The 23,652-nt window shown below is 61.1% G+C and carries 22 protein-coding genes, 1 tRNA gene and 1 pseudogene; 9 read left to right on the top strand and 15 right to left on the bottom strand.

Going from position 1 to position 23,652, the window contains the following annotated elements; translation table 11 throughout:
* The first annotated feature begins 755 nt into the window (after positions 1–755).
* From BBX35_RS18340 to BBX35_RS18325, 4 genes are all read left to right on the top strand, one after another.
* Positions 756–1,451, top strand: a complete 696-nt coding sequence (locus BBX35_RS18340; protein WP_228188930.1) for a GntR family transcriptional regulator — start codon at positions 756–758, stop codon at positions 1,449–1,451.
* A 29-nt stretch (positions 1,452–1,480) separates the two neighbouring features.
* The gene (locus tag BBX35_RS18335; RefSeq protein WP_067223149.1) at positions 1,481–2,281 is read left to right on the top strand and encodes a phytanoyl-CoA dioxygenase family protein; all 801 of its coding nucleotides are present in this window, start codon (positions 1,481–1,483) and stop codon (positions 2,279–2,281) included.
* A 119-nt stretch (positions 2,282–2,400) separates the two neighbouring features.
* Positions 2,401–3,213: an SDR family NAD(P)-dependent oxidoreductase gene (locus BBX35_RS18330; protein WP_067223148.1), complete on the top strand. Its 813-nt coding sequence runs from the start codon at positions 2,401–2,403 to the stop codon at positions 3,211–3,213.
* Positions 3,214–3,383: 170 nt separating this feature from the next.
* Entirely contained in the window at positions 3,384–4,478 is a 1,095-nt protein-coding gene (locus tag BBX35_RS18325; RefSeq protein ID WP_083206424.1) for a linear amide C-N hydrolase, read from the top strand.
* A 48-nt stretch (positions 4,479–4,526) separates the two neighbouring features.
* Here BBX35_RS18325 and BBX35_RS18320 read toward each other — a convergent pair whose 3' ends face one another.
* The 3 genes from BBX35_RS18320 to BBX35_RS18310 all read right to left on the bottom strand — a co-directional run bounded on the left by BBX35_RS18320 (position 4,527) and on the right by BBX35_RS18310 (position 6,685).
* Positions 4,527–5,519 (bottom strand): zinc metalloprotease HtpX, encoded by a 993-nt coding sequence (locus BBX35_RS18320; protein ID WP_067223145.1) that lies wholly within the window; start codon positions 5,517–5,519, stop codon positions 4,527–4,529.
* A gap of 124 nt (positions 5,520–5,643) precedes the next feature.
* The gene (gene msrA / locus BBX35_RS18315) at positions 5,644–6,306 is read right to left on the bottom strand and encodes a peptide-methionine (S)-S-oxide reductase MsrA (protein ID WP_083206423.1); all 663 of its coding nucleotides are present in this window, start codon (positions 6,304–6,306) and stop codon (positions 5,644–5,646) included.
* A 49-nt stretch (positions 6,307–6,355) separates the two neighbouring features.
* Positions 6,356–6,685 carry a hypothetical protein gene (locus BBX35_RS18310; RefSeq protein ID WP_067223142.1) on the bottom strand — a complete coding sequence of 110 codons (330 nt, stop codon included), beginning with the start codon at positions 6,683–6,685 and terminating at the stop codon, positions 6,356–6,358.
* A gap of 720 nt (positions 6,686–7,405) precedes the next feature.
* On the opposite strand from BBX35_RS18310, the gene BBX35_RS18305 reads away from it, so the two are divergent.
* Positions 7,406–7,495 (top strand) — tRNA-Ser (locus tag BBX35_RS18305).
* 541 nt (positions 7,496–8,036) lie between these two features.
* On the opposite strand, the pseudogene BBX35_RS23950 reads toward BBX35_RS18305, so the two are convergent.
* From BBX35_RS23950 to BBX35_RS18270, 7 genes and pseudogenes are all read right to left on the bottom strand, one after another.
* Positions 8,037–8,957: pseudogene (locus BBX35_RS23950) on the bottom strand (recombinase family protein); the annotation flags it as partial.
* 80 nt (positions 8,958–9,037) lie between these two features.
* Complete coding sequence (locus BBX35_RS18295) at positions 9,038–9,463, bottom strand: recombinase family protein (protein ID WP_067223139.1); 426 nt, start codon at positions 9,461–9,463, stop codon at positions 9,038–9,040.
* Complete coding sequence (locus BBX35_RS18290; RefSeq protein ID WP_067223138.1) at positions 9,460–9,870, bottom strand: hypothetical protein; 411 nt, start codon at positions 9,868–9,870, stop codon at positions 9,460–9,462. Before BBX35_RS18290 ends, BBX35_RS18295 begins: the two co-directional genes overlap by 4 nt.
* Before the next feature lie 958 nt (positions 9,871–10,828).
* A complete protein-coding gene (locus BBX35_RS18285; RefSeq protein ID WP_171901491.1) occupies positions 10,829–12,802 on the bottom strand; it encodes an endonuclease NucS domain-containing protein in 1,974 nt (657 codons plus the stop codon).
* Positions 12,803–12,837: 35 nt separating this feature from the next.
* The gene (locus BBX35_RS18280) at positions 12,838–13,170 is read right to left on the bottom strand and encodes a HigA family addiction module antitoxin (RefSeq protein WP_067223133.1); all 333 of its coding nucleotides are present in this window, start codon (positions 13,168–13,170) and stop codon (positions 12,838–12,840) included.
* A 9-nt stretch (positions 13,171–13,179) separates the two neighbouring features.
* Entirely contained in the window at positions 13,180–13,470 is a 291-nt protein-coding gene (locus BBX35_RS18275; protein WP_067223131.1) for a type II toxin-antitoxin system RelE/ParE family toxin, read from the bottom strand.
* 68 nt (positions 13,471–13,538) lie between these two features.
* Positions 13,539–14,600 (bottom strand): restriction endonuclease, encoded by a 1,062-nt coding sequence (locus BBX35_RS18270; RefSeq protein WP_141687896.1) that lies wholly within the window; start codon positions 14,598–14,600, stop codon positions 13,539–13,541.
* A 56-nt stretch (positions 14,601–14,656) separates the two neighbouring features.
* Here BBX35_RS18270 and BBX35_RS18265 point away from each other — a divergent pair, with 56 nt between their 5' ends.
* Positions 14,657–15,937 (top strand): hypothetical protein, encoded by a 1,281-nt coding sequence (locus tag BBX35_RS18265; protein ID WP_067223126.1) that lies wholly within the window; start codon positions 14,657–14,659, stop codon positions 15,935–15,937.
* 30 nt (positions 15,938–15,967) lie between these two features.
* Here the strand turns inward: BBX35_RS18265 and BBX35_RS18260 are convergent, their stop codons facing one another.
* The gene (locus BBX35_RS18260; protein ID WP_067223123.1) at positions 15,968–17,188 is read right to left on the bottom strand and encodes a hypothetical protein; all 1,221 of its coding nucleotides are present in this window, start codon (positions 17,186–17,188) and stop codon (positions 15,968–15,970) included.
* Positions 17,189–17,601: 413 nt separating this feature from the next.
* Here BBX35_RS18260 and BBX35_RS18255 point away from each other — a divergent pair, with 413 nt between their 5' ends.
* Together BBX35_RS18255 and BBX35_RS18250 are read left to right on the top strand one after the other, a co-directional pair.
* Positions 17,602–18,498: an ArdC family protein gene (locus tag BBX35_RS18255; protein WP_067223121.1), complete on the top strand. Its 897-nt coding sequence runs from the start codon at positions 17,602–17,604 to the stop codon at positions 18,496–18,498.
* Entirely contained in the window at positions 18,495–18,788 is a 294-nt protein-coding gene (locus tag BBX35_RS18250) for a hypothetical protein (protein ID WP_067223119.1), read from the top strand. The genes BBX35_RS18255 and BBX35_RS18250 overlap by 4 nt, the downstream gene beginning before the upstream one ends.
* 41 nt (positions 18,789–18,829) lie before the next feature.
* On the opposite strand, the gene BBX35_RS18245 is transcribed toward BBX35_RS18250, so the two are convergent.
* The 3 genes from BBX35_RS18245 to BBX35_RS23715 all read right to left on the bottom strand — a co-directional run bounded on the left by BBX35_RS18245 (position 18,830) and on the right by BBX35_RS23715 (position 20,824).
* Positions 18,830–19,297 carry a hypothetical protein gene (locus BBX35_RS18245; protein WP_067223117.1) on the bottom strand — a complete coding sequence of 156 codons (468 nt, stop codon included), beginning with the start codon at positions 19,295–19,297 and terminating at the stop codon, positions 18,830–18,832.
* Between the two features lie 462 nt (positions 19,298–19,759).
* Positions 19,760–20,593 (bottom strand): hypothetical protein, encoded by an 834-nt coding sequence (locus BBX35_RS18240; RefSeq protein ID WP_141687895.1) that lies wholly within the window; start codon positions 20,591–20,593, stop codon positions 19,760–19,762.
* Positions 20,594–20,665: 72 nt separating this feature from the next.
* On the bottom strand, positions 20,666–20,824 hold the full coding sequence (locus tag BBX35_RS23715) for a hypothetical protein (protein WP_171901490.1): 159 nt from the start codon (positions 20,822–20,824) through the stop codon (positions 20,666–20,668).
* A 300-nt stretch (positions 20,825–21,124) separates the two neighbouring features.
* On the opposite strand from BBX35_RS23715, the gene BBX35_RS18235 reads away from it, so the two are divergent.
* Positions 21,125–21,715: a tyrosine-type recombinase/integrase gene (locus tag BBX35_RS18235; RefSeq protein WP_067223955.1), complete on the top strand. Its 591-nt coding sequence runs from the start codon at positions 21,125–21,127 to the stop codon at positions 21,713–21,715.
* On the opposite strand, the gene BBX35_RS23120 is transcribed toward BBX35_RS18235, so the two are convergent.
* A complete protein-coding gene (locus BBX35_RS23120) occupies positions 21,712–23,583 on the bottom strand; it encodes a tail fiber domain-containing protein (RefSeq protein WP_083206421.1) in 1,872 nt (623 codons plus the stop codon). The genes BBX35_RS18235 and BBX35_RS23120 overlap by 4 nt on opposite strands.
* Positions 23,584–23,652 lie beyond the last annotated feature (69 nt).

The following is a 23,652-nucleotide window of genomic DNA, read 5'->3' as shown; positions in this document are numbered from 1 at the left end:
GCGCCGCATCGCGGGACACCTTCCCCTTGGGAATGCTGCAAGATAAGCCGGCAAAACTCCTTTGCGAGCCAACCTTCCTCTGGTGTGCGCAGATGCCGACGGCCCATTCCAAGGCCGCGGCGGAGCGACGCGGTCCGGCTGCGCGCCATCCTCTCCCGGCACACCCCGAATCGCTTCCAAAGCACATGCCCCCGTGAGGCCGATAATGGAATTCGGAATTCCGAACTGTTGACAGGCCGGGTTCCGTGAGGCAGGGTGGCGTCGTTGGAATTTGGAATTCCGAATTCCTGAACAGCCGAACCACTCCTCCCGACAGGGCAAAGATCCCGCGGGACCGGACACGCGAACAGCCAGAGACACCCGGCAGATCGGAGGTCCCGGGCACATCGGAACCCGGCACACCGGAGGTCGGCACATCTGATACCGCCGGATATCCGGCCCGAGACACCCGGCCTGAGGGCCCCATCGCCAGACCGCCGGCCCGAACGGCCTCAGCGGAGAGTACGGAGAGCTTGGCCGCATCCCGGCCAGGTCAGGGACAGGTCCGTCCCGGAACGCGCGTCACCGGGTGTGCCGAACAGGCCTCCCATGTCATACCTGCGGCGCATTGCGGTGACGCAGCCGTTCCTCCAGCCTGTCCCGGCACCGCGCCGGACAGGCCGCCAACCAGCCCCCGGGGATCCGCCCGGGTGCTCTCGCGCCGGCTGCGCTTCATTGCGATGTCCGCAAGGACCGTGAGGGGAAGGACGCAAGGCATGCCCATGAAACTCATCGACCAGAGCCCGATCCTGGTGGACCGCGTCTACGAGCGGCTGCGTCAGGCCATCGCGCTGGCCGACCTCGCGCCGGGCGAGCGCATCCGCCAGGCGGAGCTCGCCGAGCGGCTCGGCGTGTCGCGCCAGCCGGTCAGCCATGCGCTGCAGCTGCTCAAGCGCGACGGGCTGGTCGAGGAGACCGGGCGCAAGGGGCTCAAGGTCACCGAGATCGACCCGGCGCATCTTCGCGAGATCTACCAGGTCCGCGCCGCGCTGGACGGGCTGGCCGCCGGCCTTGCCGCCGCGCGGGTCGCCGAGGGCCGCATGCCGGAGGCCGAGCTGAAGAAGCTCGCCGCGATCCTGCACCAGGCCGACAGTTTCGGCGACGACACGCCCGTCGTGGAACGGATCGCGCTCGACGTCGACTTCCACAACCAGGTCATCGTCATGTCCGGCAACCGCCGGATCGCCGAGACGCTCGAGCCGCAGTTCTCGCACATGATGCGCTCCATGCGGCTGGTGCTGGACATCGGCGGCTTCCGCGAATCCGCCTGGGAGCACCACACCGAGATCGCCCGGCTCATCGCAGCCGGCGACGCAGCCGCGGAAGGCGCCGCCAGGGCCCACGCGGAAAATGCCGGCAAGGAGACGGAGGCCCGCCTCACCGCCAGGCAGTCTTTGAAGAACACGGCCTGAAGGCCGTGACCCAAGAGGAGGAACGCCACATGAAGCTGACGCAGGAACAACAGGACGAATTCAACCGCCACGGCTTTCTTTTCCTGCCCGAGGCGTTCTCGCCGGAAGAGGTCGAGGTGCTGCGCGAGGCGGCGTCCGGCATCTTCGACGAGGACCGCAAGGAGATCTGGCGCGAGAAGGACGGCACGCCGCGCACGGCCTTTGCCTGCCACACCTACAACGAGGCGTTCCGCCTGCTCGGCCGCCATCCCCGCCTCATCGAACCGGTGCGCCAGATCTTCGGCGAAGAGCTCTACATGCACCAGTTCAAGGTGAACGCGAAGGCCGCCTTCACCGGCGACGTCTGGCAGTGGCACCAGGACTTCCCGACCTGGCACAAGGATGACGGCATGCCCGAGCCGCGGGCGATGAACATCTCGGTGTTCCTCGACGACGTGCTGCCGATCAACGGCCCGCTCATGCTGATCGGCGGTTCGCACACCCACGGCCAGCTCAAGTCGGAATACGACACCACGACAACCAGCTATGGCCTTTGGACGCTCGACAACGACACCGTGACCGAGCTCGCCGCCAAGGGCGGCATCGTCGCCCCGACCGGCAAGGCCGGCGGCTTGCTGATCCACCACGGCAACCTGGTGCACGGCTCGTCGGGCAACATCACGCCCTACCCGCGCAAGATCGTCTACCTGACGCTCTCCACCGTTTCCAACGCGATCCGCAAGCCGACCCGGCCGGAATACATCGCCCATCGCGATTTCACGCCGATCGAGCCGGTCGAGGACGACGCGCTGCAGCGCTACGCAATGTCCATGCGCGAAGCGGCCGAGTAACCGCCGAACGTGACAGGCCGGAGCGGAGGCGATCCGCTCCGGCTTTTCCTTGCGATCCGGGACGGGCCGAGCCCGCCCCGGTCTTTTCGTGTCGGGACATCAGAACGGACGGTTTCCACATGACAGATACTTCGGCTGGCCGACTGGCCGGCAAGGTCGCCATCGTCGTCGGCGCCGGATCCTCGGGAGAGGGCTGGGGCAACGGCAAGGCGACAGCGGTCCTCTTCGCGCGCAGCGGCGCGCGCATCCTCGCCGTCGACCGCGATGAACGCGCGGCGGCCGAGACGCGCGACATCATCCGCTCCGAAGGCGGGACCTGCGAGACGGCGCAGGCGGACGTCTCCTCCTCCGCCGACATCGCGGCGATGGTCGAGGCCTGCCTTGCGCAGTTCGGCCGCATCGACATCCTGCACAACAATGTCGGCATCTCGGAGACCGGCGGCCCGGTGGAAGCCTCGGAGGAGAGCTGGAACCGGGTGATCGCGATCAACCAGACCAGCATCTTCCTCACCTGCAAGCATGTGCTGCCGGTGATGGAGCGCCAGCGCAGCGGCGCCATCGTCAACGTCGCCTCGATCGCCGCCTCCCGCTATATCGGCTTTCCCTATGCCGCCTATTCGGCGTCCAAGGCGGCGATCGTCGGGCTCACCCGCAACATCGCCCTGCAATATGCGCCGCTCGGCATCCGCGCCAACTGCGTCTCGCCGGGGCTGATGAACACGCCGATGATCCGCAAGCCGCTCGCCGCCTCCTATGGCGGGGAGGAGGAGATGATCGCTCGGCGCGATGCGCAGTGCCCGATGGGGCACATGGGCGATGCCTGGGATACGGCCAACGCGGCGCTGTTCCTCGCCTCGGACGAGGCCCGCTACATCACCGCCCAGGAGCTGGTGGTGGATGGCGGCCTGACCGCGACCTGCGTCTCGCCCTAAGGGGCTCCGCGGCAACCCCCCGGACTGTCGGGCGATAATCCCGGGGGACCATGCCTGCAGCCGCAGGTTTTACCGGCTTGCCCCGCTTCGCCGCCGCCCTCTACGATGGCGGCGGCCGCTTTTTTTCGGCGGCCTGTTTTCGCGACGTGGCACGCCAAGAGGTCCCCCCGATGTCCAGCACGCCGTTTTCCGCCCGCGCCCGCCGTCTCGGCCTGCGCCTGAGCGCGCGCGTGGCGCTCGCCGCGCTCCTCGCCACCGGGGGCGTTGCCCTTGCCGAGGCCTGCACCCGCCTCGTCTATCACGGCGCCGGTGACACGGTGGTCACCGCCCGCTCGATGGACTGGAAGAACGAGATCGCCACCAATCTGTGGGTGATGCCGCGCGGCATGGAGCGCAGCGGCGAGGCCGGGCCGAACTCGCTGAAATGGACCTCGAAATACGGCAGCGTCATCGCCTCGGGCTACGACGTGTCGACCACGGACGGGGTCAACGAGGAGGGCCTTGCGGTCAACCTGCTGTGGCTGGCCGAGTCCGAATATCCCGAGATGACCGGCAACCGGCCGGGCCTGACCATCGCCGCCTGGGGCCAGTATGTGCTCGACAATTTCGCCAGCGTGGCGGAGGCCGTCGCGGCGCTGGAGGCCGAGCCCTTCACCCTCGTCACCGACAGCGTGCCCGGCGAGGACCGGCTGACGACGCTGCACCTGTCCATGTCCGATGCCAGCGGCGACAGCGCCATCGTCGAGTATATCGAGGGCCGGCAGGTCATCCATCACAACCGCCGCTACACGGTGATGACCAACTCGCCGACCTTCGACGAGCAGCTGGCGCTCGCCGAATACTGGCGCGGCATCGGCGGCACCGTGTTCCTGCCCGGCACCAACCGCGCCGCCGACCGCTTCGCGCGGGCGAGCTTCTATGTGGAGGCGATCCCGCGGCCCGAGGACCCCAACCGGGCCATCGCCAGCGTCTTCAGCGTCATCCGCAACGTGTCCGTGCCCTTCGGCATCACCACGCCCGACCAGCCGAACATTTCCTCCACCCGCTGGCGCACGGTCGTCGACCACCAGCGGCGGCTCTACTTCTTCGAATCCGCCCTCACCCCGAACACGTTCTGGGTGGACCTGAAGCAGCTCGACTTCGCGAAGGGTGCGCCGGTGCGCAAGCTCGACCTCGGGCCGGACCAGGATCACATCTATTCCGGCAATGCGACCGCCTCCTTCGTCGAGGCCGAGCCCTTCCGCTTCCTCGGCCTGCCCGAATAGGCAGGGCTGCCAGGCGCCTAAGTACCGGGCGCCTAAGTACCGGGCGCGTCAGTACCAGGTGCCGAAGCGGGTCAGCCGGCGGCGCGGGGCTCCTGCATCGGGCACGGGCGAGCGTCCCGCCACATGCGGCATCGCGGCCGTGTCCAGCCAGCGCTCGGGCGAGGCCCGCAATTCGCGCAGCCGCTGCACCCGCTCGGCGGTCTGCGGGTGCGTGCGCAGCACCGACGGGTCGGGAATGCGCGCGCCCTGCGGCAGCGCCGCCTCCCACATGCGCCCCTGGATGCGCTCCAGCTTCATCAGCGCGCTGGCAAGCCCTTCCGGGTCGCCGGTCAGCGAGGCCGCGCCCAGATCCGCCTCGAACTCGCGGGTGCGCGACAGGGCCAGCTGCACCGCCGTTCCGATCGTCGGCGCCACGAGCAGCAGCAGCACCGCGCCCCAGGGCACGGCCGCCCCGCCGGCCAGCGCTTCCGGCAGGCTGATCAGCATCAGGATCAGGCCGAACACCGACATGATGCCGGTCATCCGCGCCACCACATCGGCCATCGCCATCACGTGGATGTCGCCATGCGCCACATGGGCGAGCTCATGCGCCATCACGCCGACGAACTCGCGCGGGGTCAGCCGGGCCAGCAGCCCTTCGGTGATGCAGATTGCGCTGTCCTCGCGCGTGCCGGTGGAAAAGGCGTTCACCATCCGGCTCGGCACCAGATAGAGCTTCGGCATGCGCGGCAGGCCGGCCCGCTCGGCCAACAGCCGCACGATCATGTGCGCCTCGGGAAAGGCGGCAGGCGTCACCTCGCGCGCGCCGTAGAGCTGCAGCACCAGCGCGGAGGAATAGCGCGCCGCCAGCATCACCGACAGTGAGCCGCCGATGGCCGCCCACAACACGCCCTGCGGCCCCGCCAGGGTCCACGCGGTCAGCGACAGCAGCAGCACCGCCCCGGCGGCGAGCGCCAGCGTGTGCAGCCGGTTGCGCCGGCGGTATCTGGCGCGAACCTGCGGGTCGATGGTGATGGCCGGGCCGATGCCGAGAGGGGTCATTGCCTGAATATGGGCTGCCGCCGGGCCGCTTGCAAAGCGGCAAGACGGCGCGCCTGCGCATACGAAAGGGCGCGCGGAACGGCCGTCCCGCGCGCCTCGTTCAATCGCGATGCCGCGCCCCGCCTCAGACGGTCAGGCCCGCCGGGCAGGCGACACCCGTGCCGCCGAGGCCGCAATAGCCGCCGGGGTTCTTGTCGAGATACTGCTGGTGGTACTCCTCGGCGAAGTAGAAGTCGCCCATCGGCTTGATCTCGGTCGTGATGGTGCGCGAGTGGCCGGCCGCCTTCAGCGCCGCCGCATAGGTCGCGCGCGAAGCGTCCACCGCCTCCGCCATCCCGCTGTCCGGGCGGAAATAGATCGCCGAGCGGTACTGGGTGCCGGTGTCGTTGCCCTGGCGCATGCCTTGGGTCGGGTCGTGGCCTTCCCAGAACGCCTTGAGCAGCTCCTCGCGCGGCAGGCGCGCGGTGTCGAAGACCACCCGCACCACTTCCGTGTGGCCGGTGCGGCCGGTGCAGACCTCGTGATAGGTCGGGTTCGGCGTGTGGCCGCCGGCATAGCCGACCGCCGTGACGACGACGCCCGGCATGGTCCAGAACAGCCGCTCGGCGCCCCAGAAGCAGCCGAGTCCGAACAGCACCTCTTCCTCGCCCGCGCCGGGGGCCAGGTCGAGCGGGCGGCCGAGCACCGTATGGATGCCCGGGGTGACGATCGGCTCGCTGCGGCCGGGCAGCGCCATGGCCGGGTCGACCAGCGAGAACTTGTTGCTGAGCATTGTCATGAACGACATGGATGCCTCCAAAGGGATGCGCGCCGGGGGAGGCCGGCGGGCAAGGGACTCAGACGGTTTCGGCGAGCCTGCGGCGGCGACGGCCGCGGCCGAGGTCGCCGATCCACAGGAGCAGGAAGCCGAGCGGTCCGACGATCACCCAGGCCGGCTGCACCAGGAGCTTGAGGGCAACCGGATCCCACAGGACCGGATTGACCTCGGCCTGGACGAAGGCCTGGGCGGCGGCGAGACTTTCGGGCGCGAAGTCGAACCAGTACTGGCCGAAGGACGTCGTCGACCAGCTTCCGGCGGCGATCGTCGACGTGGCGTCGATCACCAGCGCCACCAGCGCCAGCGCCACGAACCACAGACCGAGAAGCCGCAGGAGAAGTCTGAACATCGTTCCGTCCCGGATCCACCCAACACCAAGCCTGAAGGCATCGGGCCGGCCCGCGCCAGACTGCAAACATCGGCTGCAGGACGTCTGCAGGCAGACCTCTGCACCTTCCTGAACTCCGTACGGCGGAATTCGTTCACTCGAAATTTGCATACGCGGGCGGCCGCGGGCCGGACCATAGCCCGCCTCGGCCTTTCGGGCGACAGCAAAACGCGAGAAAACGGCGAGAATGGGCACGGCGCGCCATCGCCTTGCCTCTCCCGCCGGGCGCATCAGATAGGCTTGCTTTCGCAAAAGCGCAAGATGGACGAAAGGCGCTTCCGCAAGGCGTGAGAGCACGGGAGCGATCCGTGAGCCCGCGGGAGCAATCCGTGACCCCGCGTGGGGGCGGCCGCCCCCGCCGATCCGCCCGCACGCGGCCCCTCCCGGCTGCATGCGCCAGGCGCCCGCGCAAGCGCCCGTCCTCTGGCCTCAGCGGGCAGAACCCAATGTTTCCGCCGGCTTTCTCGCCCGTTGCCGGCTGGGTTTGCCCGCCCGTGTTGAAAAGCGCCGCAGGGCATGGATGAGTGCTTGAACTTGGCCGCATCGTCAGTATATTGCGCGACTTGCGGGCCGGGTCGGCCCGGCTTCGCGCCGCCCTGGTGCGAGCGCCGGACCCATCGCCTTCCCGCACGAGGACCGACGAAAGGCCTGCCCCGCAGGCCCACCGGACGGGCCGGCTGCGGAGAGGTGGCCGAGTGGTTTAAGGCGCACGCCTGGAACGCGTGTATACGGGAAACCGTATCGAGGGTTCGAATCCCTCTCTCTCCGCCATCATTCTTTCACCGGACAAAAAATCGCCTAACACCTTGAACGGCAAGGTGGTTTTCGGTGTTCGAAATCCTGTATCGCGGCGGTATTGCAGACGCTCCGCAAAGGCCAGTTTCAGGACGAGCTTTCGGGCGACCGGGTTTGGATTTTTCCAGATATTCAAAGGGCTTGCGAGGAAACTGCAGGCGTGTTCGAACATCTCCTCAAAGGTGCGCTTCGGACGACCGATGTTAGCCCGCCTTTCGGCGAGCAGCAGCTTGCCGCGTTCAAGTTCCGCGATACGCTTCTCATAGGCGGCGATGACGGACTCGGACAAGGCATCAACGATGCGGTCGAGCATCACGCCAATCTGCTTGTCGATCTTTGCCACCTCATTGTCATTGAACAGCTTCATCGCGCGCGCCTGATCGAGCCGCAGACTCCACGCCCGCTTGAACATCGCATGCGCGAGATCGAACAGGTTCTGCCGTGGTGTCATGCCGTCAAGCAGGTCAACAAACGCGCCTTCAATCACATCGCGGCGAATGGCCTTACCCTTGCGCTCACAACCTTTGGCGAAGCACATATAGTAAGGATGACGCGCGCCGGTCTTGCTCTTCGACCAGCAGGCCGTCAGCGGCTTGCCGCAGCACGCACAGGACACCGCGCCACGCAGCGGGAAGTCCTCGCTGATGTCGGCGCGCATCGGCGCGTAGGAGCCTTCCTTGAGACGCTTCTGGATGCGTTCAAACGTCTCGAAGCTGATTAGCCCCTCGTGTTTGCCCTTGCGCAGTTCCACGCCCCAGTCCGGGTTTTCGACATAGCCCGCGTAAAGCGGCTTCGTAAGGATGGTATTGGCAAGCTGATAGCGGACCTTGCCGCCAGCACTTTTCGGGAAGGCGTTATGCCTTTCCAGAAACCGCGCCACTTCCGCCTGAGAGCGAAAGCGGCCACAGGCATAACCTTCCATCGCTTCCTGAATGATCGAGGCCAAAGGTTCGTCGCGCACCAGCACGCGACCCTCGCCGGGCTTGCTGACATGCCGATACCCCATGCAGGCGATGAACGGCCAGTAGCCGTTCATCAGCCGGGAGCGCATCCGGTTGCGCGTCTGCTCCGCGTTCTTCTCGCGCTGATGCTGCGAGACGCTGGCCAGCAGGTTTTCCACGAGGATGGAATCGGAATCCTCGCCAAACTCGATGGACGGGCTTTCCAGACGCGCGCCCGTTTCCGCGATAGCGCTGCGCAACTCCAGATGAACTTGGATGGATCTTGCGATTCTCGAAATGTCATCCAGGAGGACAACAAAGCCGCCGCACTTACGGTTGGCGCGCAGGAAGGACAGCATCGCCTGCATGCCAGGCCGATTGATGAGGCCACCAGACACCGCCTCGTCGGTGAAGACCTGAACGACCTCATATCCCTTCATGCGCGCGAACTCGCGGCAGCGAGTTTCCTGCGAGGCAAGGCCATGGCCCTTCTGCATCTGCGCCGCGCTGGAAACACGGCAATAGATGACGGCACTCGTGGATTGAAGCGTGGTTGAGGATAAAGGTGCTGACTTGCTCATATCTGGACCCTCCGCGCTCCCATGAACAGAATCCGATCGGGTAGGACGATGCTTGCCACAGCCCGCGCATCGCAGAATTCAATTCGCGCGCCGGTGCCGCGAATTCTCGCGGATAGGTCGCGCATGACGCGGACATCGCGCGCCAGTCGCGCGCTATCCTCCATCATCACGATGGTGCCACGGTCGTGCATCGTCTCCAGATAGGCCAGCATCGCATTCAGACCGGGACGCTCGGCAATGCCGCCCGAAACGCCCGCGTCAATGAACACGCGGGCAACCGCGTATCCCTGCGCTGTCGCGTAGTCGCGGCAGCGTTGCTCCTGCATCGCAATTCTACCGTTACCGTCGCCCGGATCGACGCTCGCAACCCGAACGTAAATCACCGCTTGTGATTTGATTGGCTCCTTCGTTTCCATCATCATGAATCCTTCCTCCCCGCACGGCGCTTCGGGCGCGGCGCGGTCTTCTCTTTCGATCTGTTGTTGAATGTCTCCCTGTACGTTAGCACCAGCGCGGATTCATGATCCAGCGCGGGTTCAGGTTCCGCGCCGTCCTTCTTGAGCGTTTGTTGCGGGGGATGGATGCCAAAGCCCAGATCCACCCAGGTCACGACATAAACCCAGACCGTCGCCAGAAACTCATAAGCTTCGCCCTCGCTCAGATCGTGGTCCTTCACATATTGGATGAATTCGTCGGCATCGAAGCTAAGGGCGGCGTAGGTCGGGGCCTGGCTGTTCACCGGGGCCGCAAGATCGGGAGCATCATCCTGCGCGGCGGAGCGAGCGTTTGTAGGCTTGGTCTTGTCTGAAAGCAGTGCATCGTCTTGCATGACCTGTCCTTTCCGGCTCGTTTTTGGGTTTCTCCTTCTCACGGAAAGAACATAACAGGAACATACTAGGATTTTGGTCCTAGTTGTGCAAGTTTTTTCTTCCCGAACAGAGCCCCATGCGAGCCTCAATCGTCGGATCAAGGTCTTTGACATACGCGCGGCAGAGTTTGTTTTCCAGAGCCGCGTCGAAACGGATGGTTACCAAGTTGCCCTACTTTGCCTAAATAAATTCAAAGCGTTGCTTACTTAGCTATACTTACAGCATCAGGAAAAAGAGTGCAGAGTCCACCCGTCGGCGGAATCGATCATTTTTCGCGCATATAGCGGGCAAAGCCGATTGGATTATACCGCAACGGCAGCGTTATGGGAATCGGTGAGTGAAAGCGCGGCAGGGCAGTCATACCGACAGCGGTGATACCCCATGAGGAACGCGACGGCGGTTCATGAGACAAAACCGAACAAACAGCCGATAGGCCGCATTGATGGCGCTTCGCGCGGTACGCAAGATGTGTGCGGTCATACCGCACCATCTTGGCAAGGGAGGTCCGCTGCGCGCCTCCCGTTGCATCCCTCCCGGCCTGTGACACGTCTCCGGCGTTGAGCTTTGCCGTGCCAGTGAACCGTATCGCCGGTTCATCACTCATGGGGAGATTGCCGCTCTCCCCACACCCATCGGCATGAAGGGCGTATCGCCGCCCCTCATGGCTCCCACTCGCCAGGCCTGGAGCCTTCCCGCTCCACCAGCACCGGACCATGGAGGAACGTCCGCCGTTCCATCGCGCTCGGGGAGCCTCCGATCTCCCCAAGACCCCATGGCCAACCGTTCTTCGGTTGGATGCCGCCAGCATCACGCCGCTGGATTGTGCAGGCAGTGAACTCGGCATTCTCGCAGATCGAGCATATAATCTTCCAATCGACTTACGCTTTCAAAAGACAGACGGAAACGAAACCGATTGGATCATGCCCGTTCATCGTCGGCTTCACTTTGCCCAGGCCCACCTCCGACGAGCAGCCATCGACCATCTTCAGCTTTGCGATATAGCTGGCCTATCCCCCAGCCAATCCCGGCACCGTAGTAGATGGTACAGTCCGCGCACATATTGGCCCACATCGTGCCATCCTTCACACGTCCATCCGACATGAACACCTCGCCCGACAGCGGAATCGTACAAACGTCGCACTGTTCCGGAGGGCCAATGTAGACTTCGCCTCGGCCTGCAATTTCCGCATCCACCCTATCCTCCAGTTGACGTTCGGACAGGCTTCCGTCGCATATTCCAGGACCAATACGCGGTGATAGCTTGCGAACGATAATCTGGAGAAGCCGACTGTTTCGCTCAAGATAGCTTTTGAATTGACCGAATGGGACAACTTGCGCAGCTTTGCGCCACCTCCCATTCTTCATCCTGAAAAAATGCCGCGCATCACCCTCAGCATCACATCTGAACGATCCGTAGGTAAGGCCTAGGTCTTCCAGAATATCGATATCCCGCACCTCATATCCTCCCGATGTCATGGTCATCACCAGCGACCCGACATCTCCGCCATAGTATTCGTCCAGAACGTGTCTATATGCTTCGGGCGCAACTGGTGCTGTGTCCGAGGACTGTAGTTCACCAGCGTACATCCGTCGGACTTCGCCATCTGCTTCCACGGACAGGCTGTAGGTCGGAACAAAGAGAACGCCGTTCTCCTGCGTAACGGCAAAGTACAGCGTCAGAATCCCGGTTGATGGTGCGTAGATCGAGACATGCACTGTACCCTCTGGAAAGTCAGATCGCGCATCATCCAACTGATCGCGGATCATGCCCCGCCAAACCGGATTGTTGGGCAGGCATTCTGCGACATCTTTCATAAGCTGCGAGAGTTCAGCCCTGCTCGACAGTACCACTGAACGCTTAAGTCTCTGGCCGGATGTGCCAGCTTCCCCCGCTATTTCGCCCAGAACGGTTTCATCGGTGAGGTTCTGGTTTCGAGCGAACGCACCACGCCGAAGAATTTCCTCGATATTCCAACCCTCGCTATCCAATAGCTTGGCACGGAACTTCGCGGGATACCCGACCTCAAAATAGTCGCGGTCAACCTTCGGATCTGCAAAGAGTGCGTATTCCTGTAAGGATGCAAGAAGCTCTTCGCCCTCCATGTCGTCAGCGAATTCCATCACTTCCTGATAAAGGTCAGGGTCAGCCTGGATGATGCGCATATACTCATCCGCGGGCAGGAGCTGGGGTACGAAATAAATCAGATGCTCCAACCGCTTCATTTTTGCGGCTGTCTCAGCAATCTCATCCTGTGTCGGTTCACCCGCATCACCCTTTATTTCCCGCATTGCTCGTGCGGTCGCCTCAACCGATGCCTCATAGAAGCCGTCAGGGGCCTTCATCACCACCATGATGTAATCGGCGATGCCCTTCGCTTTGCAGCTTGCATCGTGGCTCGCAATTCCGGCAGCAAGGCGCTCCGCGCTCTCGTACAGGCTCATGTCATGCCACGGCGACAAGACGCGCCCCGATGTGATGGGCAGCGGTTCAATGGTCTGGGCGTAGATGTTCTTTGTCGCTTCATCAATGACAAGATTCATCCCGACTACCGAGATGGAAGTGTCATGCGTAAATCGGGAGAACGGACTCAGAAGTTCCGTCCAGTTCGTAGAGGCAACAATCGCGCGTATTTCATCGTCACGCGCGCCAAGATGCGCTTTGACGGCTTCGACATATTTGTAGATCTCGTGAATAGCCTCACGGGCAGCGGCATCACTTCTCTTGACTTCAATCAGCACCCAGCGCCCACGCTCATCCCGCGCCAGGATATCGATGAAGCTCCGCGTCCCTATTTTATTAGGGATATACTTCTCGATATCCAGAAGCGTTAGGCCGCTTTCCAGCACATCAAGCCGACTGGATAATAGATCGCGTAGCGGTGCCTCAAGCAAAGACAAACACTTTCATTGTGATAGCTTACACTTACCTAAACGGGAGCAGGACTTGCATCGCCCGAGCCGCCCGCATAGCGCGCGACCTTGATATCGCCCTCGCGCTTGCGCGCCTGGGCAATGTCGAAGCTGTTCTGCATGCGCATCAGCGTGTCCATGGACACGCCGAATGCCTTTTCGATGCGCAGCGCCATCTCCGGGGAAAGCGCCGCGCGCTCGTTCAACAGCGCCGACAGGGCAGGACGCGTAACGCCCAGAGCCTTGGCCGCGTCCGTGACAGACAGGTCCAGCGGCTCGATAATCTCGTGCTTCACGAACCCACCCGGATGGGCCGGGTTCTTTATGCGGATACCCATATTAGTGCTCATAGCTACCTCCTAGTGGTAATCCTCGTAATCGAGGTCGATGACCTCGATCTCGTTTTGGTCGATTTGAAACGTCAGCCGCCAGTTCTTGGTGACGAACAGGCTCCATGTCCCCTTGCGGTCGCCGGTCAGCCTGTGGGCTTTCCAGCTTGGCACGGTGCGAAGCTCGTCCTCGCGCTCCATGTCCTGGAGAAACGAAATCATGCGGCGCAGCTTCTCCGCCACCGCCGCCTGAACTCCGCTCGCATCATCATCCTCGATAAGGCGACGAAGCCCCTTATGCAGGACGTTCCGAATCTTCATGGACTAAGCATACAGAATCGAGCCGTTGCCTGTCAAGTTACACTTTACGAAACTGGCGCTGTATGAACCTATCGCGCAATCGTCATTAGCAACTCGTCCAGCTTCGCGACCATCAGGTTATTCGGGTCATCACCAGCGTCCCAACCGCGCAAAAGATCGCATAACTCTTTCAATGTGATGCACAAGATCAGCTTGCCATGCTCGCGCAACGCTCCTTGAATGGTCTTGTGGGCATTCTTGTCAGCGCCCTTGCGGGCGATGACTATGGCGACCGGTCGAAGTGCCGTGGCATACAAATATCGCTCGGTCGTAAATATCTCGGCCTGTGAAATGGCTGCAGAATAGTTCTTGAACTCAAACACGATGTATCGGGCGCGGAAATCATACGCGAGCGCCTCCCAGAACGGATTGGACGGTGTCAAGCGAGCTATAACGTCCAGACGCTGATATCCGCGTTCAATAGTATTTTGCTCCTTCCAGCCAGAAAAATCGGGCGCGAAAAGAAGCTTGAGCGCCTGGACGCATAATCGCTCAAACTGAACCGATGCCTTTTTCCCCCTACCGCTCGGGCACGCTTCAAGAGCTTTGGCGAGTTCTTCCCCGTCGGCTGACACCTTTGCGTCACCAGCATCGCTCAGCTCATAATACTCGGCGACTGACAACTTCGTGCGCTCAGTTCCGACCTGGGCCGCCTTAAGAAGGTCGGCCAATGCGGCACCGAGATCAGGGTCCTTGCCGGCTCTCGCTTTCAGATCTGTAAGATCCCAGCATTCAAGCCCATCGCCCTCTATGCGCTCACGCTGGGAAGGCGATATCGCGGAGGTAACGACTAGCAGGGAATGCGATGCTCCCTCCTTCGTTTGACTGGTTCGAACACGTTCTGCCGCCTGCAAGAGAAGCGGTGTCGGGGCCTTCTGCGTTCGGTACAGCTTGAATTCAACGACCGTCTTTCCGCGACCGCTCGGATTGCCGACAATAAGATCCGGCTCATATCGCCTAAAGCCGGGACCCGGATGGACAATCGCGTCCTCGGCTGAGAAGCCTTCGGCTGCCAGCAGGTCGCGCAGGAAGTGGAGAAAATCCACTTCGAGATTAGCAATATGAATGTAAAAATCGCCGCTGCGGCTCATAAAGACACCCCATAAAGAACTTATACTCGTGATCTGATTCATCCAAAGAGAACTATATGATCATGACCACCGAACAGATACTAGACGATATTACAGCCGCATACATTGACAGCGCCAGAGCGGACTCCTTCAATGGGTTGATCGCAGCAACCTTGCTGAACATCGAGAGCGATGAAGCCCGGTTAAGGTCGCACCTTAGCCAACTCATCTCAGAAGGACGCATTTCCTGCGTTTTCTCCCGCCACGACCAGAACATGCATATCAAGCGGTATCCTGACCTGCCGACCGGAAAACAGCTCGCGCTTCTCGACAGCGATTCACTCGATCAAGTTGCCATCTACCCGGTCGCGGATGAAATCGAGAAGCGTGTTGATGTCTCAAATTGGAATGACCGGCCTTTCACAAGGGCACTCGTCCTAGGCGAAGCGCAGCTCGCCTTTCGGGCGTTCGACATGGCGGCCCTGGAGCGTTACCGCAACGATCCGCGTTACCTTGTCCAATTCAACGACTATATGGGCCGAATGTCGATCCGCGATGATGCGTTCAGCGATGAACGATTCCCTGAGCGCGACAAGGTTTCGCTACAGACCTTCGGACTTGGTTTCCGTGACGAACTTGTACCGCATCTGGTCGTGTACCTGCGATACCTCTCGCGCCTTTCGCCCGAACACCAGCAGTACTGGAAGAGTTACGAGGTCCCGGACGGTGTCCGCATGTGCGAACAGTACTATCAGTCCAGCATCCTCGGCGAATTTTGGAAGAACCGCTCCATCCGCTACGCCATCGTCAAGGAAATGGACCTCATCAACAGAATGTCTCAGGCAATCTGGGGCACTGCGCTTTTCCGAGAATTGGCCGTTGCCGACGTACCGATTGATCTCACCACGTTCCTACGTCCCACCAGCGAAAACTATGATCGCTTCGTGATGGCACTGGACAAACTTCTTTCCGACAGCATCAATATCAAGTTCTTCGACGGAAAGGTCCCCCTTGAGACCGAATCTATCCGCGAGGACGGAAAGATTGAGGTACGCCGCAAGGGCTCGTTAAGTCTTCTCGAAGAGTGGCTGCTCCACGAAGTCATGTGGGAGGACAAGGATGCGTTTCGCGAAGTTATTATCGCTCCGCTGCGCAAGGTCCGTCGGGAACGTCAGGCACCGGCCCACACCTTCAGCACTGACAGGTTCTCAGCAGAGTACTATGCTACTCGCCGCTCTCTTCTTTGGTCGGTGTTCAATAGCTTATCGAACATCCGGCGCACCTTCGGAAAACATGAAAACGCCACAGGAATCCGGCCGGAGGTATGGCTTGACGAAGAGCGGATCGATGTTTTTTGAACGTCCTCAACCTATGTCACCTTGCCGGCATTAGAGCCCCCCAAGACGGTCCGCCAGCGCGACGCGTCCGAGTGTCAGGGCACCCGCTCGAATGGAATTCAATAAATTGGTCTTCTCCAATAGATGTCGAATTTCTTCCTGCGGGTTTTTCGCGGCAGCGTGTTCCCGTTGCTTCCTCCCAACCAATTCCTCGTAATACTCTGGAAAATTGCGGTCGCGTCCAAGGTAATAGACCGTTTCCAGATCGGCCAGCTTCTCCGGTGACAGCTGCTGTTCAAGCTCCTTGATGACATCGCGAAGTGTCGAGAGGTGATGTTCCATCGCCTCGAAGCGTTCGATCCTAAAGTAGTCAGTCCCCAGAACGCCACTCTGTGGCTGTTCCCGCTTTGGATGCAGATGCCGCCACTGCGTGATGACACCAACGATGTCGTCATCTGACAGGTGGAGGAGTGGACTCTCCATGCCCAATATGGCCCGCATCTCCCGGTTCTTCTGAATTTTATCGAGCGCGAGCGAGAACTGCCGGCTGCCAAGGCCGAAGCGCTGCATCACTTCTGCCTTTTGTTGATCGAACTCTGCTGTGTTCCACATCTCCCGGCGCGGCATGATCCGCGCGATGGCCAGCAAATCGCGCCTTGAGCAGCGGTTGGTGTGGGAACCAGTCTTATGCTCGTGGAGGAAATCCACCGTCCGATACTGCAAGTCATCGATAAGTGTTTTCAGTTCGGCCAGGCTGGCTTGAATGACTTTCAGATTGGCAAGCGCATAATCCGCCATGCTGCGATCGTCGTCACGGTTCTTGTGATAGCGCAGCTCCTGACCGTCTGAATCGATACGCGCAAGGCTTTCGATGAAAGGCCACAGGGCCGCAATGGTGTGCGAGAGCATCTCGTCGCCAATCGCAGCGCCGTGAAGCCGCTCCCAATAGGCCTTGATGTCGTGATCGCGCTTCCCGGCCGTGGGGACCAACCGCACCGCGACCAGCCTGTCAGTCGCGAACTTCAGCGCAAGCTCGATGGAATGCCGCGCATTGTAGAGGATCGGCAGGACAAGCGTGTCGCGCTTGCCGAACTGCTGCTTCTCGATGACCGCGCCAACAAGCTCTATCGCGGCTTCGATGTAGCCATCGACATAATTTTCTTCCTCACCCTGTCTGCCGATGCAGGCATTCCAGTCAGAATCGTCCACCATCTTGAAGAAGGGATCGTTTGCATACGGATCTTCATCTTTATTTGCTGCAGCGTCGTCCATCTTTGCCCCCGGTAAAGTCCTTGCATCATACGATCTTGGCGCAGAAGTCGGGAACCACAATAGCGCGTCGGTTTGCGCCGACCCGGCTGTCGTGAACGGAGCCGGCAGACCGTCTCCGCCGCAGCCTGCCCCTGCGGAGGCAGGGGGCTTCCATCCCTCGCGCATCATCACTGACAGCCTTTGGCTGACCTTCTTCTCGTTGATTGGGGACTGCGTCCCCCAGGCCGTCAAGGCTGAACCCTCCGCTTGGGCTTCGGGCGGAAACCGCCGGGCCGTGTAGTTCGCCTTCACTTCGTTCGGCTTCCGGCCCGCGCCATCCCTGCGGTTTCCGGCCTGTGACGGCCAACCCCCCGCTCATTGCCGCTTGGCTAGTCGGTTGCATGCGCAACCCACTATCAACTGGAGAAAAGGCAATGAAACCTGATGTTTATGAACGTGTGACTTCCTCAATCATCGCTGCCCTTGAGGCGGGCGTGAAGCCGTGGCACCAGCCTTGGAATGTCGAGCACGCAGCCGGGCGCATCACCCGGCCCTTGCGGGCGAATGGTGTGCCGTATCGCGGCGTCAATGTCCTGATGCTCTGGGGCGAAGCCGTCGCACGAGGTTATGTCGCGCCCGTCTGGATGACCTTCAAGCAGGCAAGAGAACTGGGCGGGCATGTGCGCAAGGGCGAGCATGGCAGTCTGGTCGTCTATGCCTCCACCCTGACCCGCACCGAGGAAGACGCATCGACCGGCGAGGAACTGGAACGGTCCATCCCCTTTATGAAGGGTTATACCGTGTTCAACGTCGAGCAGGTCGAAGGACTTCCCGCGCAGTATTACGCGCAGTCAGCGCCGCGTGAGGATGTCATTCGCCGCATCGCCCATGCCGATGCCTTTGTGAACGCAACCCGCGCCGATATCCACCACGGCGGCGGCATCGCGTCCTACAATGTCGGCAGTGATGTCGTGCGCATGCCGCCCTTCGAGGCGTTCCGCGACCCGGAAAGCTATTACGCCACCCTCATTCACGAGCTGTCCCACTGGACGCGGCACAAGTCGCGCCTCGACCGGGATCTTGGCCGCAAGCGTTGGGGTGACGCGGGCTATGCAATGGAGGAGCTGGTCGCCGAACTCGGCGCGGCCTTCGTGTTGGCGGGACTGGACATCGCGCCCAACCCGCGCGGCGAGCATGCCAGCTATATCGCCTCATGGCTGAAAGTCCTGAAAGAGGACAAGCGCGCGATATTCTCGGCGGCGGCACATGCACAGCGCGCGTCGGATTTCCTTGCCGGTCTGCAACCCGACAGCCAAGCGGAGGCCGCATGAACCCGCTGCAAACCTTCCGCGCCGAATGGCAGGGCATCGGTCTCACCATCACATGGCGTGACGGCCTCACCGATGACGACTTGCCCATCGGCCAGATGGAAGTCATGTCCGATAACCGCGTTCCGCTCCCCGTCAGCGAGACCGGCTACAAATCCGGTATCGCGCCCTGCGCCGATGTCGCGGCGATGGGCGGGCCGGTAGCGTTCGCCCTCGACTGGCTCGACTACGCCGCCGAAAGCCGCGAATGGAAAGCCTATGTCGAGAAATCCCGGCAGCTAACGCTGTTCTAGGAAAAATGCGGCGGCGCTGCGCGCCGCCCGCTCATTCTGAATCAGTGCCGCCATGCATCAGGCAGCGGAAGGAGCGTTGCGAAGCCCAGCACCACCCAGAGCCCCGCAAAAAGCACTGGCAAGTATCTTGGCAAAATGTATCCGGGCGGCGCGCTCCCATAGAATTTTCTGTAGACCGTGCTCTTCAACAGGTATTCTTGCTTCAACTGAATCACGCCGTTGATAATACGGCGATTCAAAAAAAGAAACGCCGCACAGGTGAGCAAGCCGGCCAGTACGACAATGGCCTTGAAATACCAGGATTGAGTCGGGTCTTTTGACAAGATGACGATCGTGAACAGCGCTCCAATCAGCGATGCCTCGAAAGTCACGAATGTCTGCATCCGAGCGTGAATAAGAGAATCCGCCTCCTTGTGCACGTTCCATACGAATTCTCTCGTTTGCTGAGAGAGAATCTCCCAAGAATCTGGAGCCTCTTCGACCTTCCCCTCCTCATCGCCAACCGTCATTATTTGACATCTCCATTATATATATTGCTAATATTCCTTAACCATTCGAGCAATCGAGGATAAATGGCAGATGTAATAAAAGAATTTACTACGCGATCCGGTAAATCTCTGACGGAAAAGGAGTATCGTTTCCGCGAAGAGTGTGCTGAACATCTTCTTGTCGCTTCGGTAATAGCCAGCGCTTACGCGACGGGCCTCCCGGCCTTGAGAGGCAGCGCCATCGCAGCGCATTTTGCCTCACAAGCTATGCCCGAATATGGCGGCGTAGCAAGCGCAGCTACGTTTATCCTGTGCGCTGGCGCGTTTACCGGTGCGATGTACAAATTGGGAGAACCAGCCGCCCGCGTATTGGGCAGGACCTCTCGCCGCGTGCTAAATCTTCCTCCAATAAATTGATGGCAATCAACCCAGGCCCGCGCTGAGGCCGCGCGTTCCCGGATTGCGGCTCGCTCACGCTCGCGCCTACAGCTTAGGTGTCGTGCCGGATTGGCTCGCCATCATCTTCTCGAACTCCGCCAGTGCCCACGCATCAGTGTCGCGGCGGTTTTTGTTATGACGCTCGTAATCGATCAGCCGGATGGAAACGCCGCGCATCAGGTCGGCCCGCGCGGGATGGTCAATCTGCACTTCAATGATGGGACCACAGCCGGGACCGCGCTCGTCACTGCCGTATTGATAGCCCAACGCCATGTTGACATCGTCAATGCAAACGGCGGCGGTGTCCTCGTGCTGGTGACGGACCTTGTGGCTGAACTCCGGTCGCGGCTCCTGCCGTGCGCCGTCAAACCACATCCAGTAAACGCGTGTGCCGAAGAAGTCCTCCCGCCATGACTGCGCACCGAATTTCCCGGTCAGGGCTGCGATGAACGCGTCAGCATCGCCAAGCTGGTCGCCAAGATACTGGACACGGCGTTCAATCCGAACGGCACGTGCTTCGTTGACATTCGTGGTGAAGGTCACGGTCACCTGCTCGCGCGAACCATCCGCCGCCGTGAACTCCGCCATGCGCCAGATATCGTATTTGAAGCGAAAGACATTGCCCCGGTTGTCGCCAACACCCGCGAGCGCGGAGTTTTCCTTGAGTGGTGTGCCCTGCGCCAGATCCGTGAGAATGGCGGTGGCCTCCTCAATCGACATGCCAAGGCTGAGACCAAGCGTGTCGAAGGACACGCCGTCGGGCAGAGTGGCGCTCGCATCCAGCGGCGCAAGCACCGGCGGATAATCCGGCTCGGCGGCGAATGCGGGCGGAACGGCGAGGTTCAGGGCCGCGAGTGCGGCTGCGAAGCGGGGATTCATCAGGGCGGCTCCCATGGTTGGACAAACGACCGCCCCGGCATGTCTGCCGGGGCGGGTTTCGTGGTCGGTTTGTCAGTTATTGCCGGATTGGCTTCGGCGATAGGCGAGTTCGGCGTTGTACGCCTCCCTCACGACCGAGCTGCTGATTTGCTGCTCGGTCGCAATCTGGGTCTGCTGATTGCGGCGATGGTCTTCTTCCGCCTGGCGGCGGGCTGCTTCCTGATCGGACATGGCGTTCTCCCTTATGTCCCGGCATCGGAATCAAAAGAGCCCCGGCGATTGGTTGCACGAGGCCCCGTTTTACTTTGGACATTCAATGAAACCGCGCGACTGACTTGCCTATTCTGTCGCGAATGGCGGAATTGGGCGGGTTTCGGGTTGCGCGATGCTTAAGAAATTGCTACGAATTCTAGCTATGGCCACGCGAAAGGGCAGGAATCCCAACACGTTGGCCGGACACTCAACGAAATAGGCAAAACTGTCGCGTCGCACCTGATCAAGCCGGGCCGGATGCCGGTGAAGGGGGACGGGATGGGCTTTGTCCGCGCGCAGGCGGCCAGCCTGTATTCGCACACGGGTCAACGCAAATATCTGACACAAGCCGAGCGGACGCGGTTTCTGGATGCCGCCGCGCGATGCGGCCGCGCCGAGCTGCGCACGCTGTGCCTCGTGCTGGCATGGACTGGGTGCCGCATATCCGAGGCGCTGGCGCTCACCGAACGCTGCATCGAGGTCGAGGCCGGGTTCGTCGCCGTGCGCACGCTCAAGCGCCGGGGTTGTCTGGTCATTCGCGAGATTCCGGTGCCGCCGGACCTCATCCGGGATTTGGTCTGCGTGCACGGCATCGACAGCAACCGCCCGGACCGCAAGCTATGGGCGCTCTCCCGCAGCCGGGCCTGGACGCTCATCAAGGACATGATGCGGGAAGCAGATGTTCACGGCGGGGTTCACGCGACACCCAAGGGACTTCGGCACGGATTTGGTCTCCACGCCATACGTTCCGGCGTGCCCATCAGCATGGTTCAGAAATGGATGGGACATGCCCGCATGGAAACCACCGCGATCTACCTGCAAGCCACCGGACCAGAGGAACGCGAAATGGCCGAGAAGATGTGGGGTTAGCGCCCGAGGGAGGATTTCAGGGCATCAAGTTCTGCGCGAAGCGCGCGGAGTGCCGCATCGTGTTCGCTCCGGAGAGTGTCATTGTCTGCCTTCAGTTCCTTTACCGCTTCCACCAGCGGTGCGACGAGCGAGGCATAGGCGACCGATTTCATGCCGGTCTCCGCATCGGTCTCCACCACTTCTGGGAAGACGCGTTCGACGTTTTGCGCGATGAGGCCGATGCGGCGGATGCCCGGCTCCTTCTTCCAAACAAAGGTAACGCCTTTGAGCGCGCCTATTTTCACCAGCGCCCCGTCCAAAGGCTGAACATTATCTTTCAACCGGCGATCGGAGGTGCAGCTCGTGTTTCCCGTACCATTGCCGATGGCACAAGTCGTGCTGGAACCCACAAAAGTAAGATTGGCGGAACTGCCACTGGCGGAGCCTATGGCCACGTTGCCGCCAAACGGGTTTATAGTAAAACTCGCTGCGTTACCATTATTTGCCGACTGCATCTCATTGACATCAAGACGCAGTTTCCAGCCTGAAGCGGTACCAGCGTTATCCTGTAAGAGCAGGCCACCACCCGTGTTGGCAGCCGTAATATCTCCTGGGCCCGTTACAGTCAGCTTGTTCGGCGCAGCGGTTCCACCGATGTCAACGTTGCCATTAGAACCATTGATAGCAATGCCATTGCCTGACGAGTTGATGATGTCGAACTGCGCTTGAGTAGACGAGATATCGGCAACAGAAAGATTGCCGGAGACTGTCAGTTTTTCTGTTGGGTTTGTCGTCCCGACTCCCACCTTTCCACCGCCATTGACTAAGGTGACGTTTCCAGCGTTGTTGCCTTGAACAGAAAGAGTATTGGTAGACCCTATAGTATCAATTTCATTTCCATCTAAAATCATGATCTGTGTACCGCTTTGAACGCGCAGCGCAGCATTTGTCCCATCATTCTCGGCTCCCACTACATGGAGTGCGGATGCGGGTGAGGTTGTGCCGATGCCGACGTTGCCGACGTTCGTGACACGCATTCTCTCGGTGCCATTTACCTGAAACGAGATCTTGCCACCTCCTCTATATGCATTGAGCACGAACCCATTGTCGGCACCTGCCTCTCCGGTTGTGCCAATCACGCCCGCCCCATTGCCATCATAGGACAAAATGCTGATAGCCCGCCCTAAAGCATCATCGGATACGTACAGCCGCGTGGAACCCAACTCGGAATAGGGGCCTATGCGTACCGTGCCATTCACATCCAGTTTGTAGGTCGGATTAGTCGTCCCGATGCCGACGTTGCCGCTGTCATAATAAATATCTGAACCCGCCGCCGTCCACAGGGAGGAACCGCCGCCGCCCGTCGCGTCGCTCGCTGCCTCCCATGTGCTGGTGCCACCATTGTACTTGAGGATAAGGCCGTCCGCCGCGCCAGACGTGTCGACATCTGCGAGATCGCCGAGCCCCAGCGATGACGACAATGGAGGATCGGCAGCAACTGACTTGAGCGTAAGGCCATCAGCCGTCACAACGCCGGTGACATCGACAGACTCGCTCGGCGTAGCGGTTCCAATACCAAGGCGAATATTTGTCTTATCAAATACGAAGCTTGGATTGCCGCTCAGGATACCGCCGTCATTAAAGATGATCTCGGTATCGTTGCCAGCGGTGGAAATCCCCCCTCCACTGCCACTGCCACCCAGGCTGATCCAGTTCGTGCCGTCGCAGACCTGCGCGATCTTGTGCGTCGCATTGTAGACAAGCCGGCCTTCCGGGGCAGTCGGATTGACGCAGTCCGCGAGCGCAGGGGTTGGCACAAGGCCGATGGTCAGCGGTACCGCGGCGAGACTGAGTAACCTGCCTAAGCGTGCATAACTGTCATCGAACATCGTGCTCCGTTTCGTTCAGCCCGCCAGTCGCGGCGTGCTTCGGGCAGTGTAGCGATGATCGAAACAATG

The organism is Stappia indica, from assembly GCF_001696535.1.
In the GTDB taxonomy this organism is placed as follows: Bacteria; Pseudomonadota; Alphaproteobacteria; order Rhizobiales; family Stappiaceae; genus Stappia; species Stappia indica.
The sequence above is the reverse complement of the archived record's forward strand: the minus strand, read 5'-3'. Positions and strand labels throughout refer to the sequence as shown.